Raw genomic sequence first — 23,148 nt, forward strand, 5'->3', positions numbered from 1 at the left:
AAAATAACTGGTTAAAAGCGCAAGTATTCAAAGAAGTGCCCCTACCACCTTAGCGTCTCAGCGCCTTAGCGAGCAAATAAATAGGACAAATTCGTATTCAGGAAATGAATTTCACGCAAAGCCGCAAAGTCGCAAAGAATTTTTTTTACTCTTTAAATAAAATTTAGCCCTAAAATAACTGGTTAAAAGCGCAAGTATTCAAAGAAGTGCCCCTACCACCTTAGCGTCTCAGCGCCTTAGCGAGCAAACCAATAGGACGTATTCGTATTCAGGAAATGAATTTCACGCAGAGGCGCAAAGTCGCAAAGAAATTTTTTTACTCTTTAAATAAAATAAAACCTTAAAATAACTGATCAAAGGCATAAGTATTCAAAATAAGGTGCAATTCAACCTTTGCGTCTCAGCGTCTTAGCGAGAATTCTATTTTCTTAACGTCTGAGCCCCTTAGCGAGATAAATAAACTTAACGCAATATATATATCTTAGGTACTCTCCCTAATAATAATCTGTGGCTTAATGATTTCAGACCGAATTGGGTGGGGCTCTCCCAAAAGTTGGATCTCCTCCAAAATGATTTGAGCAGCCAATTCTCCCATTTCAAAAGAAGGTTGGGACATAGTTGTGATGGCAGGCCGTATAAAGCGGCTGGTTTCATCATCTCCAAAACCTGCAATAGATAGCTGATCAGGTATTTTTATCCCTAGATTTTCCGCCGCATGAATAGTGCCAATGGCCAGAATATCGGCAAAACAAAGGATACCGTCTGGTTTTATTTGCAAACCCCATAGTTTTTCCAATGCCCTGCCGGCTTGGTCAAATCTGAAATCTTCTACTTCCACAACAAACTCTTCCCTATATGGAAGTGCGGCTTCTTTCAAAGCATCTTGAAAACCTTTTTGCCTATCCCGACATACATCCAAGGACAATGGGCCACAGATATACGCAATATTTTTTCTTCCTTTACTAATTAAATGTTTTGTGATGGTATAGGCACCGTTTTTATCGTCTGTACGGACTTTGGATGCGGTTAATTTTTTGCAAGCCCTTTCCAACATTACCACCGGAATTCCTCTATTAATAACATCCTGAACATGAATAAAATCCTTTGTTTCTTTAGAGAAAGCTATGATAATTCCATCTACTTTGCTATTGGCTAGTGTTTCTACAATTTCGGCTTCCTTGGTAAAGGATTCTCCTGATTGAAAAATCATCACTTTATAGCCTTTTTTATAGGCAATGTTTTCAATTCCTGAAATGGAATTGGACCAGAAGTAACGGTTGATTGTTGGGACCACTACACCTATAATCTTGGATTTTTTGCTGCTAAGGCTACTTGCAAGGAGGTTAGGATGATAGTCCATTTCTTTGGCCATCTCAAGAACAGCCATTTTGGTTTCTTTCTTTATTTCAGTGGAACCTCTTAAAGCTCTTGATACCGTGGCAACGGATACATTTAATTTTTTGGCAATATCTTTTATGGTAATGGGTTTTGACATAAAAATTTGGGCTTGATTGTAAACTGTAAAAATAAACTAACTATTTAATAATACTAATTCTGGGTAAAAGCCAATTTACTATTTTTTAATAAAAGTAAGCTTTTATTGCTCATTTCCTAAATGATAACGTTATCGGAAACGTTTGCAGTATAAAAAATTTAAAATCATTAAATAAACTATTATAATGATTGAAAAATATCCGTAGTTTAGAATTTAATTTTTACCCCTGTGGTCATGCTGCTTCGGTATGTTAACTTAAAATAAACCCAAAATGAAAAAAAAACTACTTTTATTCCTATGCCTAGCTCTATTGTTAGGTTTCGGGGAATCTTATGCACAATCCGTGCAAGTAAAAGGTACTGTCACAGATGATTCGGATTTACCCGTACCCGGAGTAAGTATCCTGGTGAAAGGAACCAGTCAAGGAACTGTGACGGATATTGATGGCAACTACAAATTGAGTGTGCCAAACGCGCAATCTGTACTCGTTTTCTCCTTTCTAGGCTTCAAAAATCAGGAAGTCACTGTAGGAAACCAAGACAATATTAATGTCAAGCTTGAATCTGAGATCTCTGATCTTGGAGAAGTGGTGGTAGTTGGTTATGGTACACAGAAAAAATCTGACTTAACCGGTGCTGTAGCTACTGTAGGTGGTCGAGACCTGGCCAATAGAAGAACAGCCACTGTATCTCAAGCTCTACAAGGTCAGGTTTCCGGCGTAATGGTAACCCGTAGTAACAGTGCACCCGGCTCTTCTGCCAATATCCGAATTCGAGGAATTACTACCATTGGAGATAGTAATCCTTTGATCATTATGGATGGAGTTCCTGTAAACAGTATAGACCATATCAATCCCAATGATATTGAAAATATTTCAGTGCTAAAAGATGCAGCTTCAGCGTCTATTTATGGATCAAGGGCCGCTGCCGGTGTGATTTTGGTAACGACAAAAAGGGCCAAAAAGGGTGAGTTGAGTCTGAATTATAATTTCGAATATGGTACAGAAGTACCTACCAGAATTCCGGAATATGTGAATGTAACACGGTATATGGAGATGGTAAATGAATTGAGATGGAATGACAACGGAAATGATGGCAACGAGTATCCCTTATACCCCAAGGATATGGTTGACAACTATATGGAGTTGAATGCCTCCAATCCGGATTTGTACCCCAATACAGATTGGGTTGGCTTGATTCTGAAGAAAAGTGCGCCCAGACAACGACATTCATTGGATATTTCGGGTGGAACAGATGCTATCCGCACCAAAGCCTCCTTTGTTTATGACAAATTTGATGCTTTGTATGAAGGAAGGACCTTTGAAAGATTTACTGCCAGGGTAAATACGGATGGAAATATCACTAAGAAACTTGGCTTTACAGCAGATATTTTTCTTAGGAGAGAGATTCTTAATCAGCCAAGTATGGACCCTATCTATATGATGAATATCTCAGCACCGGTTTATGCAGCAGAATGGCAAGATGGCAGGGTTGCTGAAGGGAAAACCGGAGCTAACATTTACGGCCAGTTAAAATATGGCGGTTCTCGGCAAAATTGGGAAAACCAAGTTGGTGGTCGATTAGGGTTAAATTATGAAATTGCCAAAGGTTTAAAAATATCTGCCATCGCTTCCCCTAATTTTGGTTTCAACAAGGGGAAAAATTTTCAGAAAAAAGTGAGCTACACCGCTTGGGATGATCCTACAGTGGTTTTGGGGAATCTTCAGTGGGCCAACTCCACTCAATTAAGTGAAAGCAGAAATGACAATTACCAGTTAACTACCCAGTTGCTCTTAAATTATGACAAAGTATTTGGTAAGCATACTTTGAATGTCTTGGCGGGAAACGAAAGTTTTCAGGCTTTTTATGAAAACCTCTCTGCCTCCAGAGATCAGTTTTTATTAGACAATTACCCCTACTTGAACTTGGGGCCATTGGAATATAGAGACAATGGAGGGAATGCTTATGAAAATGCCTATAACTCTTGGTTTGGGAGGTTTTCTTACAATTATGACAGCAAATATTTTCTCCAGGGAAATTTGAGATATGATGCCTCTTCCCGCTTTGCCAGCGATTATCGCTGGGGTTCCTTCCCATCCTTCTCAGCAGGTTGGGTATTGTCTGAAGAAGACTTTTTAAAAGGCCATGAGTCCATCTCCTTTCTTAAGTTGAGAGGTTCTTATGGTACCTTAGGTAATGAACGAATTGGTAATTACCCTTACCAGTCAACCATTGGTTTTAGTAATGTGCTGTTCCACCAAGGTTCCAATGTGGTTTCTTCCCAGTCCTCTGCTCAGTGGCAATATGCCATTCCTGACATTTCTTGGGAAAAGACTTCTTCCTATAATATAGGCTTTGATGCTAACTTTCTGAACTATCGCTTGCGACTTTCAGCTGAGTATTTTGAAAAGACTACCAGTGATATGCTCTTGCCATTAGAGATTCCTGATTATATCGGTTTTGATAACCCTGACCAAAACACAGGTAAAATGAACACCAAAGGCTGGGAATTTGACCTTGGCTGGGCGGATGATATCAATGAGTTGGGATACAGTGTGAGTTTCAACCTTTCTGATTTCAAATCAGTGATGGGGGATCTCGGTGGGATCCAATTCTTAGGAAGTCAAGTTAGGAAAGAAGGGTCAGAATTCGATGAATGGTATGGTTATGTTTCCCAGGGTTTGTACCAAACGCAAGAAGAGGTGGACAATTCTCCGGTAATGAATGCCAATGTAGGGCCGGGAGATGTAAAATACCTGGACATCAGCGGTCCGAATGGAGAACCAGATGGGAAAATTAGTCCGGAATATGACAGGACCTTGTTGGGAGGTAGCATGCCAAGGTTATTGTATGGAGGTAATATACAGTTGGATTTTAGAAACTTTGATTTCGGTCTTGTGATTCAAGGAGTGGGAAAACAAAATAGCCGCTTGTCAGGATTGATGGTGGAACCGATCTATGAAAACTGGGGGTCTGTGCCTCAAATTCTAGATGGTAATTACTGGAGTACTTACAATACTTTGGCAGAAAATGAAAGTGTAAGTTATCCCAGACTTACCCGAAATAGCCGTTCAAATAACTATGCCATGTCGGATTTCTGGATGATCAATGGTGCCTATTTCAGGTTAAAAAATATCTCCTTGGGATATACCCTACCTACCACCATTGCAGAAAGATTGGGCATGCAAAATATTAGGGTTTATGGCAATGCAACAGATTTGTTAACGCTTGATAATTACCCTGCAGGATGGGATCCGGAGGTTTCAACCACAGGTTATCCGATTACTTCTTCTTTTCTAATGGGTGTTTCTGTTCAATTTTAAACCAACTTTACCATGAAATTAAAATCAATATTATATTCCACACTTTTGGTAGGAATGGTTGGCTGTGCTGATCTAGACCTGAATCCTTTATCAGAAGGTTCGAGTGAAGCCTGGTATTCCAATGCCACAGAAGTTGAAATGTCAGTTAACGATATATTTAGAAGTGTATTTTGGCAAGGCTATGAAGATAGCTGGACGGATGACTTTACCAACAGGGAAGCCTTGACCCCTGTGACCAATGCTACAATAAATGGAGAGTGGGGGACCTTAAATACTCTTTGGGCCAATACCTATAAAGTTATAGCGCGGTCTAACACTTTATTGTTAAACATGGACAAAATCCAAGGAACAGTTCCTCAAGCCACCATTGACAAGTACATGGGGAATGCGCATTTTGTGAGGGCTGCTAAGTATGGAGAGCTAGTCTTTTACTTTGGGGATGTCATTTACTCTACAGATATTTTAAGTTTGGAAGAGGCTTTCACTATGGGAAGGACAGACAAAAATACAGTAAAGGAAGCGGTCTATCAGGATTTTGATATTGCAGCTAGTATGCTTCCCGAATCTTATGGTTCTTCAGAAAATAAATTGGCCACTAAAGGTGCAGCTTATGCCATGAAGGCGAGATTCGCCTTGCAGATGGGTGATTTTGCCATAGCTAGGGATGCAGCAAAAGCCTGCATGGACCTGGGTGTTCATGAATTGTATCCCGATTATGAGGAATTGTTTCTTACAAGTACAAGAAATCCGAGTGAAGTAATTTTTGCCATGCCAAGGTCTCGATCGCTGAATGTAACCTGGAGTGTAAGAAATTACCTGCCTAGGAATGTTGGAGGCTGGGGTGGCGCTTTTGCCCCTTCTTGGGACCTGTTTCATGCTTACTTATGTACAGATGGCTTGCCTATAGATGAATCCCCTTTATATGATCCCAGAAACCCTTTTGAAAATAGGGATCCAAGGTGCGCTGCTACTATTGTACCTTTTCAATCACGGCATTTGAATTTCACGTATCAGCCGCATCCGGATTCCACACAGGTGATGAATTTCAATACCGGAAGCTACCAAACCAATAATGACACACGATCTGTTGCTGCTTTTGCTTCATTCAATGGTTTGCTCAGGAAGAAAGGAGTAGATGAAGATTGGTTATTGAATTATCAAGCAGAAAATGATGAAATATTAATGCGCTATGCAGATGTATTGTTGATGTATGCTGAGGCAAAAATTGAATTGGGAGAGATAGATGCAAGTGTGCATGATGCCATGAACGCAGTCCGTGCTAGGGCTTATGGTGTGGACAAGGGAGAGGTAACCCAATACCCGGAGATTACCACCACCGATCAAGCAGCTTTAAGAACAATACTTAGAACTGAAAGAAGAATGGAATTTGGTTTTGAAGGTGTCAGGTACAGTGACATCATTCGATGGAAAATTGCTGAAAAAGTGCTCAATAGAGATGTTTATGGCATGCTGGACGTAGCAGAATTGAAGGATAAAGTGATCGATCAAGACCTATGGTTTTTCCCGATGACACCTGAGATTGATGAAGATGGCGTGGCAGACTTGTCTCCAATGTATGAAGCCGGCTTGGTGAAACGACTTGCCATCAGACAATTTGAGGCACCCAAACAATACCTTTGGCCTATCCCTTCAAAAGAGATCTTGATCAATAGTAACTTGGAACAAAATCCGGGTTACTAAACAGAATAAATTGAATTCCGGTCGGGTGAATGTAGGTTTCCCGACCGGATCATTAACAAAGGCTAAATTCATTTTAAGAGGGATTTTTGGCGGATAGATGAAAACCAGTTTTATGATAAAATCTATACATCTTTTAATGGTAGGTGCCATAGTATTGCTCCCTTATTTTGGTATTGCCCAATCCGAGACCAATGACAAAAAACCAAATATCATCTTTATATATGCAGATGATTTGAGATTTGATGGGCTAGGGGCTAATGGAAACCGACATATCATCACCCCAATGTTAGATCACATGGCAGCAAAAGCTGTTCGATTCAATCAGGCCAATGTGGTGTTTTCCTTGTGTAGCCCCAGTAGAGCAGCCCTATTAACTGGAAGATATGGCAGTGCCAACGGGGTATTGGAGCTTGGGAGTGATTTAAATGAAGGAGAATTAACGGTCGCCGAATATTTGAGAGAAGCAGGGTACCATACAGGAATGTCGGGTAAATGGCATCTTGGAAAAGAGCCTAAAACCTTGGGGTTTGATTTTTCTGTTTTCTTTAAAGGCAATGGCACCTATTATGGCAGAACCATAAATGATGAGGGTGACATAAAGAAGGTAGAGAGACACTGCGACCTTTATTGTGCTGAACGGGCAGTGGATTTTATTAAGCATGCAGCTAAAAAAGAAACGCCATTTTTCCTTTTCCACAATACCCAATTGCCACATATGAATGGAGATTTAATTTGGGATGCCCGAAAGGAGACCAAAAGAAAATACCGGGTTTCGGAAATGCCTGTTGCCAAAAGCCGCCTAGATGATCTTTCAGGAAAGCCGGAATACCTTAAATCTGTAAGAAACCGTAGCCAAGCAAAAGCATATGGGTATCCGGATAGCCTGGCTATTCAAAAACATACCTTGGATTATTATTCAGTAATTACAGAAATGGATGATTATCTCAGCTTGCTGTTTAAAACAATAGAAGAGCTTGGTTTGAATGAGAATACCTATGTGTTTTTTATGAGTGACAATGGTTGGATGTTAGGTGAACATGGCTTTACAAGTAAAGTATTGCCCTATCAACCATCCACTCAAGTTCCCCTTTTTGTAATTGGCCCTGATTTAAAACCAACGGATTTAGATCATTTGGTAGTCAATATTGATATTGCTCCAACTATAATGGAATTGGCAGGCATTCAGTTACCGGAAAATTTACACGGTGAAAGCCTATTTCCACTTTTAAAGAAAGAACCTGTAGATTGGAGGAAATCTTTTGTATACGAAGGGTTAGGTACTTATGGCGGAGCTTTGCCGAATTTAACAGTAATCAACAAAGAATTTCGTTATATTGAAACCTTTGAAAACAGTAGCTTGGAAACAGTTATTTTTCAAGAGTTTTATGATCAAAAAAAGGACCCATTGGAAGAAAATAACCTGATCGGTTCACCGGGTATACAAGCAAAAGTAGTTGCAGCCAAAGAACTTATTGAAGCACATATAAATAAGGTGTTAAAAAAGTAATTTAACTTCAGAATCAAAATAGTTGAAATGAAAAAAAATAGATTTCTGTATTTATTATCGCTAATAATATTGGCTACTTCGGCTTGTCAACAAGAAGAAGCCGAAAGCACCGATAAACATCGATCCATAAGTGGTATTTACCCACATTTAGCTTATTATAACAATGAAGGGGAATGTGGAACAGGCGCTGTGGTCCCTTGGGCGGATAAGCTTTGGGTAATCACATATGGGCCTCATTTGCCATTTGGCTCCTCTGATAAACTTTATGAGATAGATCAAAACCTGAATATGAACATCCGGCCTGAGAGTATAGGCGGCACTCCGGCCAATCGTATGATTCACAAAGAAACGGAGCAATTGTTCATAGGTCCTTATGCAATAGGAAAAAATGGAGAAGTAAGGACCATCCCTTATACAGCTATGCCGGGTAGGCATACCGGGAATGCCAGACACCTGACAGACCCGGCCAATAAAATCTACTATGCCAGTATGGAAGAAGGCTTTTATGAAGTGGATGTGCATGACCTTTCTGTTAAACAGTTCTATGAAGATGGAAATGTAACCAACAAAAAAAAGAATGACACTGATGCCAACCCTGCCGGAAGTCTTTTAAAGGGTGCCCATGGCAAGGGGTATTATTCAGGTCAAGGCGTGACAGTTTATTCGAACAATGGCGAGTCAGGAGGTTTGGCTCAAAAGCAATTTGACATAGAAGCAGGTTCGCTTTCTGAATGGGATGGCAAGGATTGGAAACTTGTTAGAAGGAATCAATTTGTAGAAGTTACCGGTCCCGGAGGCATCTATGGCAATGAAAACCCGGCAACAGATCCAATTTGGGCTACAGGTTGGGATCATAAGTCAGTAATTCTTGCTGCTAGGGATGCTGAAAAGGGTTGGTCTTTTTATCGCTTGCCAAAAGCCAGTCACAGTTATGATGGAGCCCATGGATGGAATACCGAGTGGCCAAGAATTCGAAATGTTGGAAAAGAAGGTGAACCGGATTACCTGATGACCATGCATGGTATGTTTTGGAGATTTCCCGAAAATTTTCAAGAGGGTAATACTGCGGGAATTAGGCCGAGATCGGCTTACCTGAAAGTGATTGGAGATTTTACCCGTTGGAAAGATGGGTTGGTATTCGGAACCGATGATTCTGCCAATAAGGAGTTTTTAAATAAAAGAAGCGCCAAAGGGAATATACAGGGCCCCGGACAATCCAATTCTAACCTTTGGTTTGGAGACATGGATTTGCCTGATGCACTAGGTCCAAATACAGCCAATGGTGCCCTGTGGCTGAATGAAGAGGTGAAGGCAAATACTCCCTCTGATCCCATGTTATTTGCCGGTTGGGAAAACAGAAATCTTTGGATTAACAATGAGGGAAAAACCAAAGTGAGTTTTGTCATTGAAGTGGATGCTAAAGGAGATGGCAACTGGGAAATGCTTAAAGAGCAAGAGATTGAAGCCGGAGAAAGTGCCAGGCTTTATTTTGACGAGACCACCAAAGGAGAATGGATACGCTTGACAGCCAAGCAAAATACCACAGTTACTGCCCATATGGCTTTTTCCAACCCTGATGATAGGAAAGTAATGCAAACAGGGATTTTCGAAGGGGTCAATACTATAGAAAAGAATGATTTTACCGGAGGATTTTTGTATGGGCTGGGAGATGACCGCAGAAAGTTAGGTTTGGTTGCCAAATCCTACCAAGATGGTCAGCCCACCGATATTGGCTATTATGAAATGGACGATAAATTCCAATTGGTAAAAGTGGATGATCCCACTACCCAGCAGTTTATCAATGAAAATTTCCAGATTCCTAAAAATGTATTTGAAGTGGACGAAGCTTCAGTTTTGATCATTGATGACAAAGGGAGAAGGTGGCGTTTACCTAAGGGAGATGACAGGTACACAGAACCTTCCTTAGCCGGTAACCTTAGAATTGACAGGGAAGTGGCTACTGAAAGAGATTTGTTCAATTGCCATGGTACTTTTTATGAACTGCCTGCTGAAAATGCAGATGGATACGCTAAAATCAGACCTGTGGCTTCCCATCAATTGAAAATCAATGATTATGCTTCCTATAGAGGGATGTTGCTGCTAACAGGTGTTGATCCGGAAGCTGCTAGTTCTAATGAACATATAGTGGTGTCTGACGATGGCGAAGTAGCTGTTTGGACAGGAGCAATAGATGACTTGTGGCAGTTAGGTAAACCTGTGGGTAAAGGCGGACCGTGGGCAAATTCTGATATCAAAGCCGGCGAACCATCCGACCCCTACTTGTTTGCATTTTATGACAAGCGTACACTAGAGCTGCGTCATGATGCCAAGGAGGCCATTACATTTACAATTCAAATGGAGCCAATAGGTCATGGACCTTGGATGGATTACAAAGAGGTAACCGTACCTGTAGGCGAAACACATGTGGAACAATTTCCTGAAGGAATTGAAGCCAGGTGGGTAAGATTGGTTGGTGACAAAGATTGTAAAGCAAGTGCACAATTTACTTATAAATAATAGATAAAAGGAAAACAACTAAACTTGAATAATATTTAATGAATTTGACTAGAGGTTTAATCCTGTTGATTGTTACGATAAGCCTTGTAGGATTACATGAGCGTGAAAAGCCTGTTAAGAAGACTTTGATTGAAAGTTTGCAAACAGATTCTTTGCGCTATGACATGTATTTGCTTGAAGATGAGCTTGGACAGGCAGAGGGATATATGGCAGAAATTTTCACACCTGTTTGTCATACCAATGAATGTTATCCGGTTTATATCGATTTCTATTGGGACCTCTTGGGAAATTATCAAAAATATGAAGTACCGGAAGGGGAATTGCTAACCAAATTGGACCATATACCCTTTGATGATGAAGACCATGAAAAGTTGCAGGAGATTCTTAGCAATGAAAGGTCGCTTCTCAAGGAATATAAAATAGAAGAGTTGGTGGGAAGCACACAAACTGTAGCTGCAAATGGGGTGGATGCTGTGACTGGAGCTACTCTCAAAACGATAAAAAATGAAGTTATTGACGGGGCTGTTTATTCTTGTTATACGCTATGGCATTTAGCCCATGGAGAAATGGTAGAGAAGATTAAGGTCCATACAGAGGGCCTATATTCAAAAGCATTGTTGATACAATTTCTTGAAAGTGGCCATTATCCTTATCAATATTGGGCCATTGAAAAGGTAATTGATAAAAATCTCTATAAGGATGATACAGTATCCACAGCAATGCTTGATGTATTGCTTGGAGACAATATTTTTTTGGGTTCCTACTTAATTAAGGTACTTCCTGTAGAGATTTTCTCCTCTTTAGAACGGCAGATTTGGCTTTGGGAGACCATGGAGAAAAGCCCATATAGATTACAAATGAAGATACTTGATAAATTCAACACTTTGAATTTGTACCCAGATATACAAAGTAAATTGTTGGAAGGGATGAAGGAAGGCAATCCGGCTCAGCAAAAAATGATTTATTCCGTATTAAAAAACCAGTTAAACCTTAGCAAATCACAACAGCACAAGCTTTTAGACTATATAAAGGATGGTATTTGGGAAGATGGGTTGAAAGAATTGTTGCTCAATCAAGAAAAATTGGATAAAAGAATTAAAAAACAATTGAACACTAAATAAATAAACCTGAAATGAAACGTATACTATGGATTTATGGCCTCCTGCTGGCCTTTACCCAATTCAATTTACAAGCCCAAGACAGGGTGCTTGTAGAAGCAGAATCATTTGAAAATACTGGGGGCTGGGTGATTGATCAGCAGTCCTTTGATGTTTTATACAGTTCTTACCTTATGGCACATGGAATGGGGCGTGTGGTGGAGGATGCCAGCACTAAAGTGAATTTCCAAAAAGGAGGAACTTACCATATGTGGGTTAGGACCAAAGACTGGGCTCCGTATCCTACAGGACCCGGCGCTTTTAAATTGGCTATTAATGAGAGAGAGATCGATCAGGTTTTTGGTCAAAGTGGGATTGTTGATTGGGACTGGTATTATGCAGGGGAAGTAGAAATGAAGCAAGGAGAGAATTCTTTAACAGCCAAGGATCTTTCCGGTTTTAACGGAAGGTTTGACGCCATTTATTTCTCTACCTCCAAGTCAGACAAGCCTACCAATGACAACAAAAAGCTCTTGTCTCTTCGTAAGGAATTGTTGGGATTGACCGATGGACCTGAGGAGATGGGAAAATTTGATCTGGTAGTTGTTGGTGGTGGTATTGCAGGAACGACAGCTTCAATTTCTGCGGCCAGAATGGGTTTAAAGGTAGCTTTGGTTCAAAATAGGCCTGTATTAGGAGGAAACAATAGCTCTGAAATCAGGGTACACCTAATGGGAAGAGTGGATGTCAACCATTACCCTAAATTAGGGAGAATTGTCAGAGAATTGGACAATGGTGATCCGGGCAATGGAAATCCTGATGACAAAAGATATGGAGATGACAGAAAGCTTGAAATTGTAAGGGCTGAGCCCAATATCTCTCTTCACCTCAATACCCATGTCTATGAAGTGGAAATGGATGGGAATAGCATCAAAGCGGTGATCGGTCGTGACATTGCTACCAATCAAGAATACCGGTTTGAAGGCACCTATTTCTCCGACTGTACAGGAGATGGTACCTTGGGATTCCTTGCAGGGGCAGAATATAGAATGGGACGTGAAAGTAAAGAGGAAACCGGAGAATCACTGGCCGCTGAAACCGCAGATGATTTTACTTTAGGAACCTCTAATTTATGGGCCTCCCTTGAGAAGGATTATCCTTCTGATTTTCCGGAAACACCTTGGGCCCTTCAGTTTTCAGACGAGTACCATATAGATGACCATAAGGCCGATTGGCAGTGGGAAACAGGGTTTGGTAACTTCAATACCATTTATGAAGCGGAGCAAATTAGAGATCATAACCTTCGTGCGATTTACGGCAACTGGTCTTACCTGAAAAAAGAGAAAGCCGACAAGTACAAAAACAATGAGTTGGCTTGGGTGTCTTATATTGGAGGAAAAAGAGAATCAAGGAGATTGATGGGTGACCATGTATTGACCCAGATGGACATTCAAGATGGAGTGATGTATCCGGATGGAAGTGTAACAGCTACATGGACGATTGACCTACATTTTCCGGATGCGAAAAATAGCAAATATTTTGAAGGCGAAGAGTTTTTTGCTGCGACCAAACATATTAGAGTTAAACCTTACACCATTCCTTACCGCTGCTTGTATTCAAGAAACATTGATAATTTGTACATGGCCGGAAGAAATATCAGTACAACACACGTAGCATTTGGTAGTACTCGAGTGATGCGAACCTGTGGAATGATGGGTGAGGCCGTAGGTTATGCAGCTTATGTAGCCAAAAGAAACAATGCCAGCCCAAGGGAAGTGTATACCAGGCACCTGGAAGAATACATGGGCATTATCGAATCTCCTTTAAATATTTATACCTATCCGACATTGCCCAATAAGTAAGTCTAGTTTCAAAAATGAATTATTGTAAAATACCAATTCTTTTATCCTTGATTTTGTTTGGGGCATATGCTGCTTTAGCCAACAATAGGCCGCCGAATTTTGTTTTTATCATCACTGATGATATTTCAGCTGAAGACCTAAGCATATATGGCAATCAATCGATTGATACCCCAAATATAGAAAAGCTTGCGATGAGAGGGTTGGTATTTGACAATGCCTACCTTACCGCGAGTTCCTGCTCACCCAGTAGGGTCTCTATGATTACAGGGAGATATCCCCACAATACCGGAGCACCTGAAATTCATGTGCCACTTCCATCCGGTCAAAATACCTTTGTGCAGGAATTAAAACAAATAGGTTACCATACAGTATTATCGGGAAAAAACCACATGGCAGCTCCCAATCAATTGGGATTTGTAGCGCATTCCGAAGGCCGACCTGCAGGGAGTGAAAAATGGTTGTCTCATCTAAAAAACCGACCCAAATACCAACCTTTCTTTTTTTGGTTTGCCTCCCATGATGCCCACAGAGACTGGCAAGTAAATGATAAGGCCCGCATTTATCTTCCTTCCCAAGTGGTGGTACAACCATATATGTATGACGGTCCGCTTACTCGGGAAGACCTAACCGGGTATTATCATGAAATAAGTAGGCTGGATCATTATGTAGGATTGGTACTGAATGAACTGGAAGCTCAAGGGATAATTGAAAATACTTATGTAATTTTCGTCTCAGACAATGGCAGGCCTTTTCCCAGAAGCAAGACTTATTTGTATAAAAATGGCATTCAAACACCTCTACTTATTGCGGGCCCAGGAGTCAAACAAGGTAGGACCAATTCTCTTGTCAGTGCCATCGATTTATCCGCGACAATTCTAGAACTTGCCGGTTTAGAAGCTCCAGAAAGCATTCAAGGTATAAGCTTTACTGAAGTTTTTAAAGACCATACAGCCATTGTTCGTGATGTGGCCTTCGCAGAAAGAAATTGGCATCGATACAGCATGCATGAAAGGATGGTCCGCATGGGGGATTGGATTTACATTAGAAACAATTGGCCCAATAAGCGGAACCTTTCGGGAGAGTCAGACCCTCACGCTTTTCCTGCAGGAAAAGAGTTGTGGAACATGCACGAAAAAGGCCAACTAACGGCTGCTCAGTCTTTAATCACCCTATTGCCTCAGCCGGCAGAGGAGCTTTACAATACCAAAACTGACCCACATAACCTTGAAAATGTGGTGTATGCACCTGAAAACAAGGTGATATTGAACCAAATGAGGATTTTGCTTACAACCTGGACCAACCAAACAGAAGATAACATTCCCACTAATCCAACACCCAATAAAGCTGCTTTAGACGGGACTTTATTGGAATGGGAACGAAGAGAAATGCCCGGAGAGGCAACAAATGCTTTTCAAAACAATCATCCCGGACCAGTATTATTGAACTGATAGCACAGTTTAAAAGTATAAAAAATACGGTTACCTTTAGCCTTCTACAGTTTATCTTTAGCCTATTTATCATTGTTATGCATCAACTAGACTACCTAACTATTTTTGTTTTTACGCTCATTATTTTAGGGGCTGGATTGTCTTTTGGGAAACAGGGAGGCGACATGAAGTCCTTTTTTGCTGCAGGAGGAGCTGTTCCCTGGTCCATTAGCGGCTTGTCCCTTTTTATGAGCTTTTTCTCTGCAGGGACATTTGTTGTTTGGGGATCCATTGCCTATGAATGGGGCTGGGTGGCCATCACGATACAAATGGCCATGTGCATCAGCGGATTTTTAATAGGAAAATACCTCGCCCCGAAATGGAAACAAACCCAGTCCATTACCGTTGCCGAGTACTTGACCAATAGGTTTGGTAAAAATGTCCAACAATACTATACTTTTATTTTTCTGGTACTTTCTCTTGGGTACACAGGTGCTTTTCTTTATCCTGTGGCTAAAATCCTAAATGTGGTAACCGGATTCAATATCTACTATGCAATATTGCTATTAGGAGGTATGATCATGATTTATACCGCTGTGGGAGGTCTTTGGGCTGTGATTGTCACAGATGTGTTACAGTTTGTGATTCTAACTGCAGCTGTTTTGATCGTTTTGCCACTTTCTCTGGAAAAGGTAGGGGGAATGCATCAATTTATAGCAGAAGCCCCTGACACCTTTTTCAACCTATTTAATGGGGAATATACCTTTTGGTTTATTCTGGCCTTCGTAGGCTACAATACCATCTTCATAGGAGGAAATTGGGCTTATGTGCAAAGGTACACCTCGGTTGAAAATAAAGCTTCAGCCAGCAAGGTAGGTTACCTTTTCGGAATACTTTACCTAATAAGTCCTTTGATCTGGATGTTGCCTCCCATGATTTACAGGGTGTTGGATCCAAGCTTAACAGGATTGGAAACAGAAGGAGCTTACCTCAGAATGTGCATGACTGTCTTGCCTGTAGGGATGCTTGGGTTGATGTTGGGAGGGATGATTTTTGCAACAGCCAGCTCAGTAAATACTTCCCTGAACCTTGCAGCAGCCGTTCTGACCAATGATGTTTATCAACCGCTTTATCCAAATGCCGGTCACAAAACTTTAATGAAAGTAGCCAGATTTGCTACCCTGCTTTTTGGCTTGGGTACAATCGGTGTGGCCTTTATGGTGCCTTTGGCTGGAGGAATAGTGGAAGTGGTATTAAGTATTGGGGCAGTAACGGGCGGGGCTTTGTATGCACCGGCCATTTGGGGCTTGTTTTCCAAACGTCAAACAGGCACTTCTATTTTAACGGTTACAGGCCTTAGTCTTCTGATCAACCTTTTTTTTAAATTTATATCTCCAGTACTGTTTTCTTTTTCTCTGGGTAGAAGCAGTGAAATGATTGTAGGTGTTTTTTTACCTATTGCTTTGTTGGCTATATATGAGCTATATGCAAAAAGTAAAGGTTTAGAAAGTTCGCAATACCAAAAATATATATCAAGGAAACAGCCCACTCAAGAGGAGTTGACCGATAGTTTAAATAGTGGTCAAGCTCAAAATGTTTTCGGATACAAAGTAATGGGATGGGCATTTGTAAGTATAGGCATTCTTTTTCTGGCTCTCGGGATATGGGGAGGTGGAGGTGCTTTTTACCTTCTACTCATGGGGACTATAATCCTTTCTTTGGGTTTTTATGCCATTCACTATTCCAAGAAAAAAGCGAAAGCTCAAATAATAAATTAAAACCTGAATTCAGTTTAACTTAATGATTAAAGAAAATTTTACCAAAGAGAAACGATCCCTGAAAACCGAAGAAATAGCTTCAGACTTGGTGATTGTAGGTGGAGGTCTTGCGGGTACTTGTTGTGCCATTACAGCGGCCAGGCAAGGAGTCAATGTGGTATTGGTACAAGACAGGCCTGTACTGGGCGGCAATGGCTCTTCAGAGATTCGGTTATGGATCCTTGGTGCAACTTCACATATGGGTAATAATAACCGCTGGGCAAGAGAGGGTGGCGTAGTGGATGAGATCCTGTTGGAAAACCTCTACCGCAACCCTGAAGGCAATCCCTTGATATTGGACACCATCCTAATTGAGAAAGTGACAGCCTTGCCAAATATCACCTTGCTTTTGAATACAGCGATGTATGATTTGGAAAAGAAGGGGCCTAATGAAATTGAATATGTATGGGCTTTTTGTAGTCAAAACTCTACCCAGTATAAACTTAAAGCCCCCTTATTTGTAGATGGGTCAGGAGATGGCATTATGAGTTTTATGGCAGGGGCAGCTTTCCGAATGGGAGCAGAATCTGCTGATGAATTCGACGAGGCATTTGCTCCCGATCACCAATACGGCGAGCTATTGGGACACAGCCTTTACTTCTATAGCAAGGACACAGGCAAGCCGGTTCGTTTTGTTGCCCCCCAATATGCCAATACAGAAATAGATGAATTGCCAAGATTCAAATCCTTCAATTTGAAGGACCATGGTTGTAGACTTTGGTGGGTGGAATACGGTGGGAGGAAAGACACCATCCACGAATCAGAAACAATAAAATGGGAACTTTGGCGAGTAATATATGGCATCTGGAATCACCTGAAAAACTCGGGAGAATATCCCGAAGTAAATACCCATACTCTAGAGTGGGTAGGTACAATTCCGGGAAAAAGAGAGAGCAGAAGATTTGAAGGAGATTACATTTTGTCTCAAAAAGATTTGGTAGAACAACGAGTTTTCGAGGACGCCATTTCCTTCGGTGGATGGGCGCTTGACCTTCATCCAGCAGATGGTGTTTATGGTGAAAAACCAGGCTGTACACAGTGGCATACCAAGGGGGTTTATCAGATCCCTTACCGTACCATGTACAGCAAAAATATTAGCAATCTTTTTCTCACCGGCAGGATCATAAGTGCCAGTCATGTGGCCTTCGGATCGAGTCGAGTAATGGCCACTTGTGCACACAATGCACAGGCCGTAGCCATGGCTGCAGTGCTTTGCAAAGAGCACGAAATTTGCCCTTCAGAAATCCTTAAGGAGGGTAGGGTAGAAGTCTTAAAAGATCGCTTGGTTTTACAGGGACAATACATCCCAAATCATGTCCTTCGATTGAAAGAAGATTTGGCTCAGGACGCGAAAATTTCTACCTCTTCCACCATGCAATTGTTGGGCTTGTCCTTTGATGGTCCTTGGAAATCACTGACCTTTGCAGCTGCACAAATGTTACCGCTTGTGCCCGGCAAATTACCCGCCATGAAATTTCAGTTTAATGCAACTGAAAATACTAAAATAGTGGTCTCATTATTGAAAAGTGAGAAAGAAGGTAATTTCAGTCCTGAGATTATTTTAGTTGAAAAGGAATTCGAATTAACTTTAGGTGAGCAATATTTAACCATTGATTTACAGGTTAATATAGGAAAAACAGAATATTATTTTGTTGCCTTTTCAGCCAATGAAAAGGTGTCTATTAGGAGTAGTCAAACCAGGGCCACCGGACTGTTGACTGTCTTCCAAAAATTCAACAAAGCTGTAGCCACTACCAGTAGACAGGAACCGCCAAAAGGCATTGGTATTGAGGCTTTTGACTTCTGGTTACCGGAAAGAAGACCTGAAGGGCATAACTTTGCATTTGAGCTTTCGACGCCTATTGACCCGTATTCAATAGAATGCTTAACGAATGGGGTTTTCCGTCCAACAGTGGGTACAAATGCATGGGCAGCAGCCTTAAATGATACTCATCCTTGCATTGAAATGATTTGGGATAAAGTTCAGAATATAAGTAGTTTAAATATTTACTTTGATACTGATTTTGACCATGCTTTGGAATCAACTTTGATGGGGCATCCGGAATCTGAAATTCCATTTTGTGTGAAAGACTTTAAAATTAGCGATGGTAGAGAAAATGTACTGGCAGAAATCAAGGACAATCACCAAACGGTAGTAACAATTAAATTCAAAACCCCAGTTCAAACGGACAAGCTGCTGCTTACTTTTAAGCAGCAAAATGTTCATGTTCCGGTGGCCTTATTTGGAATTGTATGTTTATAAAAGGGATGAAAAACAGGAGACAATTTACCCTTGGATTTTGGGTCTGTGCAATGCTTACTTTCTGTGTTGCCTTTGCTGCAAAAGCCCAAAATAATTTGTCCGTTTCAGCACGAGCAACGAGCAGTTCATCCTTAGAAAATCATGATCCAAATTTGGCCATTGATAGTAGTCCGGAAAGTTATTGGAGTAGTCAGTCCGAGGATGAAAATGCCTGGTTAGTTTTGCGGTTTCCGGGGGCAACGGAGGTAGTGAAAATTGAGATTAATTTTGCTCCAAAAGTCATTCCAAATAATGCCTTCCACCTGCAGTATTTACTCAATGGTGAATGGAGAACTTTTCATAAAGTCACCAACAATAAAGATCAAAAAGTGGAGGTGGATTTGACGAAACCTCAATTGATAGATCGGGTAAGATTGTTGGCTATGGATGGTCAAATTATGCAGGTAAGTGAGGTGCTTTTATTGGGGCAAAAATATGCTGATACTAGTGGCTTGGAAAACAAACCCGTGCTGGTCAATCAAAGCGGTTACAACCTTAACCGAAGCAAACGTTTTACTGCACCTGGTATCAAAGACCATACTCCTTTTGCAGTTGTAAATGTCAAAACCGGAAAGGAAGAATTCACCGGAAAGGTAATGGGAGAGAAAGGAGATTTCTCAAATTTTAACCCGTTAAGTGAAGATGAGTTTTTAATTAAAATCAAGGAACTTGAATCCTACCCATTTAGGATCGGACCCAATTGGATAGAGCGGGTAACTTATCGAAACATGGTGGATTTTATGATGGGGGCAAGACATTATATAGGGACGGTAGATGATATTCGGAAGATTAGTTTTGCTTGGAGAGATGGTGATTTCTTCAACTGGTCCATGCAAAGTTTGGTGGCCATGTACCTGAGCAATCCGGAAGCTTATGAGCGAATGGAAAGAAAAGGAAGGTATGTTTCCAACGATAGTTTTCCTGACAATTATAAAGGGCTTTGGGGAAAGTTGGAACCTTTTGCTGCTGAAACACCAGACATCGTCCAACTTATACATTGGGATGCGGATGTGAAAATTAGCCAACAACTGGATCATGAAATGCAAAAGGCAGAGTTGGCACATTTCCTTTATGCCTGGCCTTATTTAAAACAATGGCTACCTCAGCAAAACTTTGATTTGGTTTACCAATATGTAAAAGACAATTGGGAAAAAGAGACTGTTTCTGAGCATTCCCTTTCCCAGTACAATCTGAGTAAGGAGCACAACCTGCTTTCCTTGAAGACCCAATTGGGCACTACCAAAGGGGAGATGCCTCCAGGGTTTTCTGTCATTCCAAATTTGATGCTGTATGAAGTAGCCAAAAGGGAAGGAGATGCAATTGCTGAGAAATTCTTTGAGGCTGCCCATAAACAGTTGGATTGGATGATTAACAATTTGGATTGGTCAGATCCCATGACCACCAAAGGGCAAAGGATGTCAGAGCACATGACCATGCGTGCCTTTGCTTATTTCTACCAGCAATTTCCGGATAGGGCACCTGAAGGTATTCCTGATAAAGTGAAGGAATGGGCACAGCTGATGTTGGACCGTTCAGAAAATCTATGGGATTTCAGGAAATACAGTGCCGATGAATGGACACCTCCCGGCTGGAATGAAACCGGAAATATTTTGGGATTCCCTGCCGCAGTTTTTGCAGCAAATGGAATTTTGGAGGATAAGGCTTTAATCAATGATATGGAAATGTTGGCTTGGTCTCATATTGAGAATGCCTTTGGACGCAATCCAACAGGTAGGCAGTTTTCTTACAAGGGGCCAGAAGAGGTAGAGGGCGTAGACCTGGGCTGGTACAGCAGGCATAGAGGAGGGATAGGTTTATTGGATGAGGTACAGTTTGTATTTGACGGATCGCCAAAATCTTTCCACTATCCCAATTTCCCGGAAGTCGGAGACCTGGGATGGACGGAAGGTTGGGTTCAGTTCAACACTGCTTTTAATTTGAGCATGGCTTATATGGCCCATTACTATACAGCTATTGCGTTGGAGAAATTGGATGAGGGCAAATACCAAATTGCCCTGACAGCCCCAATTAATTTCGACTATAAGACCATAGAAAAAGCTGCGCTTACGATATCCAATCTATCTGGGGATACGATTGTGGTGGAGTTAGAAGAAGCACAACCTTTAGCGGTAAAATTAACTGGTGAAGTAGAATTTACCGGTGATGCCCTACTTTTCGAAAACCAACGGCTACCTTTTGGCAAGAATGACAGCCTTACCTTGAGTTACGGTTATGGATTTTTTCAGCGAACGTTAGTTATTTCTGCTACTGATTTCAAATAAGAATAGAAAAATGAATTATAAAAGGGTAGGCACACCCTGTATAGTGTTCCTACCCTTTTGTTTTATTCCCAATCTGCTTACTTTTAAACTGAAAATTAATAAACCCGAAATCTCTAAAATGAGCCTTAATCCAAAATTTTGCAACACGCTTAGTCTTCTTTTGTATATTTTGATATTCCCAAGCTTGCTTTGGGCACAACAAGATGATTTTATTCTATTGGAAGGTGCTGTACTGAAAAAGGCCAAAGAAGTGATTCGCTCTGGATCTTCTCAAGACATACCTGAATTAAAGGCATTGATTCAAGAAGCTGACCAAGCCCTAGGTAGTGGGCCTTTTTCCGTTGTTCATAAAAAGCAATTGCCACCAAGTGGTGACATTCATGATTACACAAGTATGGGGCCTTATTGGTGGCCTGATCCTGAAAAAGAGGATGGTCTACCTTATATTAGGCGGGATGGTGAGGTTAACCCTGAATTTCATGATTACAAAGACCATAATGAATTTGTAGCCTTAATGAATGCTTTAGAAATATTGAGTCAGGCTTTTTATTTCACTGAAGATGAAAAATATGCCCAACATGCCATCCGACTGGTCAATACATGGTTTCTTGATTCTGAGACCAAGATGAATCCTAATTTGAATTTTGCCCAGAGAATACCCGGAAGGACAGAAGGTAGAGGGATCGGTATCATTGACACTAGGCATTTGGCAGAGTTGCCTGATATATTAAATGTACTTTCAGCTTCTGAACATTGGGACGAAGGAATAAGCAAGGGAATGGAGGATTGGCTTGGCTCCTATGTTTCTTGGCTTGTCAATAGCAAACATGGCAAAGACGAGGCAGTGCATGGGAATAATCACACCACTTGGTATTTTGCACAGATCATTCCGCTTACTTTGCATTTGGGCCAAATGGATAGAGCGGATAGTTTGGCCAAAGCAGGGCTTCCTTTGATAATGGAAGAAATGATTGAGAAAGATGGAAGCCAACCCGCTGAATTGGCGAGAACACGGTCTTATGATTATAGTTCTATGAATCTTCTGGCCATTATGTACTATGCCCAAGCCTGTGAAAAAGTAGGAATGGACCTTTGGAGCGTAGAGAATGAAAAAGGAGGAAGCATCAGAAAGGCATTGGATTTTTTAAATTCCTTCACTGATGCTAAAGAAGAGTGGACATATGAACAAATCAAAGCAATTGATTATTCCAGAATAAAAGAACAATTGAATATTGGGGCTTATAAGTACCAAAACAAAGGCTATAAAAAAGTAGCAGATAAAATGGGGAAAGAGAAGAGTGAATTTAGCTACTGGGACTTGGTTAATTTCAAGCAGCTACGTAGGTAAATGAAATTGTGGAAGTCGGTGATTTAATATAGGATTGAAACTTGCTAAAAATCACCTCTTTTTTACATTCACTAAAGTCTTTGAGTCTTCTCCTAATGCAAATGCGTATGTTCAGTTCTTGATAATATACGTAGTGTTTTTTTTGAAACCCTTTGGCAGCGTACCAAAGGGTTTCAAACTTTGTGATTCTATATTAAGGCTCGATTGATGTTTCATCCCTAATTTCAGTTTCGGGATGCCTTTTATTCTCTTCATGGTATTTTTATTACTTGCCAACAGCAAGTAGTTTTTGAAAATTTTAATTTTGGTGATTTTTTTAACCATTTAAATAAAATCAGAGATGTTGTTTGCAAATTCTTTTTTGGCGAGGGAAAACCCATTAGATTTGTAGTTCAATACAGTGGTAGTTTACAGACTATGCTGTATCCTCGCCTGGAATAACCTTCTTAATCCCAAAGTTTACAAAGAGAA

Annotated in this window: 12 protein-coding genes; 11 read left to right on the forward strand and 1 reads right to left on the reverse strand. The window is 40.8% G+C overall.

Annotated features, from left to right (window positions below; genetic code table 11):
- Positions 1-481 precede the first annotated feature (481 nt).
- Complete coding sequence (locus Q4534_RS16030) at positions 482-1,495, reverse strand: LacI family DNA-binding transcriptional regulator (RefSeq protein ID WP_303614157.1); 1,014 nt, start codon at positions 1,493-1,495, stop codon at positions 482-484.
- 271 nt (positions 1,496-1,766) lie between these two features.
- Between Q4534_RS16030 and Q4534_RS16035 the strand changes: the two genes are divergently transcribed.
- The 11 genes from Q4534_RS16035 to Q4534_RS16085 all read left to right on the forward strand — a co-directional run bounded on the left by Q4534_RS16035 (position 1,767) and on the right by Q4534_RS16085 (position 22,677).
- On the forward strand, positions 1,767-4,817 hold the full coding sequence (locus tag Q4534_RS16035; RefSeq protein WP_303614158.1) for a TonB-dependent receptor: 3,051 nt from the start codon (positions 1,767-1,769) through the stop codon (positions 4,815-4,817).
- Between the two features lie 12 nt (positions 4,818-4,829).
- Positions 4,830-6,518: a RagB/SusD family nutrient uptake outer membrane protein gene (locus tag Q4534_RS16040; protein WP_303614159.1), complete on the forward strand. Its 1,689-nt coding sequence runs from the start codon at positions 4,830-4,832 to the stop codon at positions 6,516-6,518.
- Between the two features lie 112 nt (positions 6,519-6,630).
- Positions 6,631-8,025, forward strand: a complete 1,395-nt coding sequence (locus Q4534_RS16045; protein ID WP_303614160.1) for a sulfatase-like hydrolase/transferase — start codon at positions 6,631-6,633, stop codon at positions 8,023-8,025.
- A 27-nt stretch (positions 8,026-8,052) separates the two neighbouring features.
- Positions 8,053-10,542 (forward strand): hypothetical protein, encoded by a 2,490-nt coding sequence (locus Q4534_RS16050; protein ID WP_303614161.1) that lies wholly within the window; start codon positions 8,053-8,055, stop codon positions 10,540-10,542.
- A gap of 38 nt (positions 10,543-10,580) precedes the next feature.
- A complete protein-coding gene (locus Q4534_RS16055) occupies positions 10,581-11,663 on the forward strand; it encodes a hypothetical protein (RefSeq protein WP_303614162.1) in 1,083 nt (360 codons plus the stop codon).
- Between the two features lie 11 nt (positions 11,664-11,674).
- Positions 11,675-13,501 (forward strand): FAD-dependent oxidoreductase, encoded by a 1,827-nt coding sequence (locus Q4534_RS16060; RefSeq protein ID WP_303614163.1) that lies wholly within the window; start codon positions 11,675-11,677, stop codon positions 13,499-13,501.
- A 14-nt stretch (positions 13,502-13,515) separates the two neighbouring features.
- A complete protein-coding gene (locus Q4534_RS16065; RefSeq protein WP_303614164.1) occupies positions 13,516-14,949 on the forward strand; it encodes a sulfatase in 1,434 nt (477 codons plus the stop codon).
- A gap of 77 nt (positions 14,950-15,026) precedes the next feature.
- A complete protein-coding gene (locus Q4534_RS16070) occupies positions 15,027-16,706 on the forward strand; it encodes a sodium:solute symporter family protein (protein WP_303614165.1) in 1,680 nt (559 codons plus the stop codon).
- Between the two features lie 22 nt (positions 16,707-16,728).
- Positions 16,729-19,008 carry an FAD-dependent oxidoreductase gene (locus tag Q4534_RS16075; RefSeq protein WP_303614166.1) on the forward strand — a complete coding sequence of 760 codons (2,280 nt, stop codon included), beginning with the start codon at positions 16,729-16,731 and terminating at the stop codon, positions 19,006-19,008.
- A gap of 5 nt (positions 19,009-19,013) precedes the next feature.
- Positions 19,014-21,329: a discoidin domain-containing protein gene (locus Q4534_RS16080; protein ID WP_303614167.1), complete on the forward strand. Its 2,316-nt coding sequence runs from the start codon at positions 19,014-19,016 to the stop codon at positions 21,327-21,329.
- A 118-nt stretch (positions 21,330-21,447) separates the two neighbouring features.
- Positions 21,448-22,677: an alginate lyase family protein gene (locus Q4534_RS16085; RefSeq protein ID WP_303614168.1), complete on the forward strand. Its 1,230-nt coding sequence runs from the start codon at positions 21,448-21,450 to the stop codon at positions 22,675-22,677.
- Positions 22,678-23,148 lie beyond the last annotated feature (471 nt).

Source organism: Cyclobacterium sp. 1_MG-2023 (assembly GCF_030546805.1).
Classification (GTDB): domain Bacteria; phylum Bacteroidota; class Bacteroidia; order Cytophagales; family Cyclobacteriaceae; genus Cyclobacterium.

Excerpts from the sequence above, each read along its gene's own strand:
- Q4534_RS16060 (WP_303614163.1), top strand. The coding sequence starts at position 11,675 with ATGAAACGTATACTATGGATTTATGGCCTCCTGCTGGCCTTTACCCAA.
- Q4534_RS16065 (WP_303614164.1), top strand. The coding sequence starts at position 13,516 with ATGAATTATTGTAAAATACCAATTCTTTTATCCTTGATTTTGTTTGGG.
- Q4534_RS16050 (WP_303614161.1), top strand. The coding sequence starts at position 8,053 with ATGAAAAAAAATAGATTTCTGTATTTATTATCGCTAATAATATTGGCT.
- Q4534_RS16045 (WP_303614160.1), top strand. The coding sequence starts at position 6,631 with ATGATAAAATCTATACATCTTTTAATGGTAGGTGCCATAGTATTGCTC.
- Q4534_RS16070 (WP_303614165.1), top strand. The coding sequence starts at position 15,027 with ATGCATCAACTAGACTACCTAACTATTTTTGTTTTTACGCTCATTATT.
- Q4534_RS16075 (WP_303614166.1), top strand. The coding sequence starts at position 16,729 with ATGATTAAAGAAAATTTTACCAAAGAGAAACGATCCCTGAAAACCGAA.
- Q4534_RS16030 (WP_303614157.1), bottom strand. The coding sequence starts at position 1,495 with ATGTCAAAACCCATTACCATAAAAGATATTGCCAAAAAATTAAATGTA.
- Q4534_RS16080 (WP_303614167.1), top strand. The coding sequence starts at position 19,014 with ATGAAAAACAGGAGACAATTTACCCTTGGATTTTGGGTCTGTGCAATG.
- Q4534_RS16055 (WP_303614162.1), top strand. The coding sequence starts at position 10,581 with ATGAATTTGACTAGAGGTTTAATCCTGTTGATTGTTACGATAAGCCTT.
- Q4534_RS16085 (WP_303614168.1), top strand. The coding sequence starts at position 21,448 with ATGAGCCTTAATCCAAAATTTTGCAACACGCTTAGTCTTCTTTTGTAT.
- Q4534_RS16040 (WP_303614159.1), top strand. The coding sequence starts at position 4,830 with ATGAAATTAAAATCAATATTATATTCCACACTTTTGGTAGGAATGGTT.
- Q4534_RS16035 (WP_303614158.1), top strand. The coding sequence starts at position 1,767 with ATGAAAAAAAAACTACTTTTATTCCTATGCCTAGCTCTATTGTTAGGT.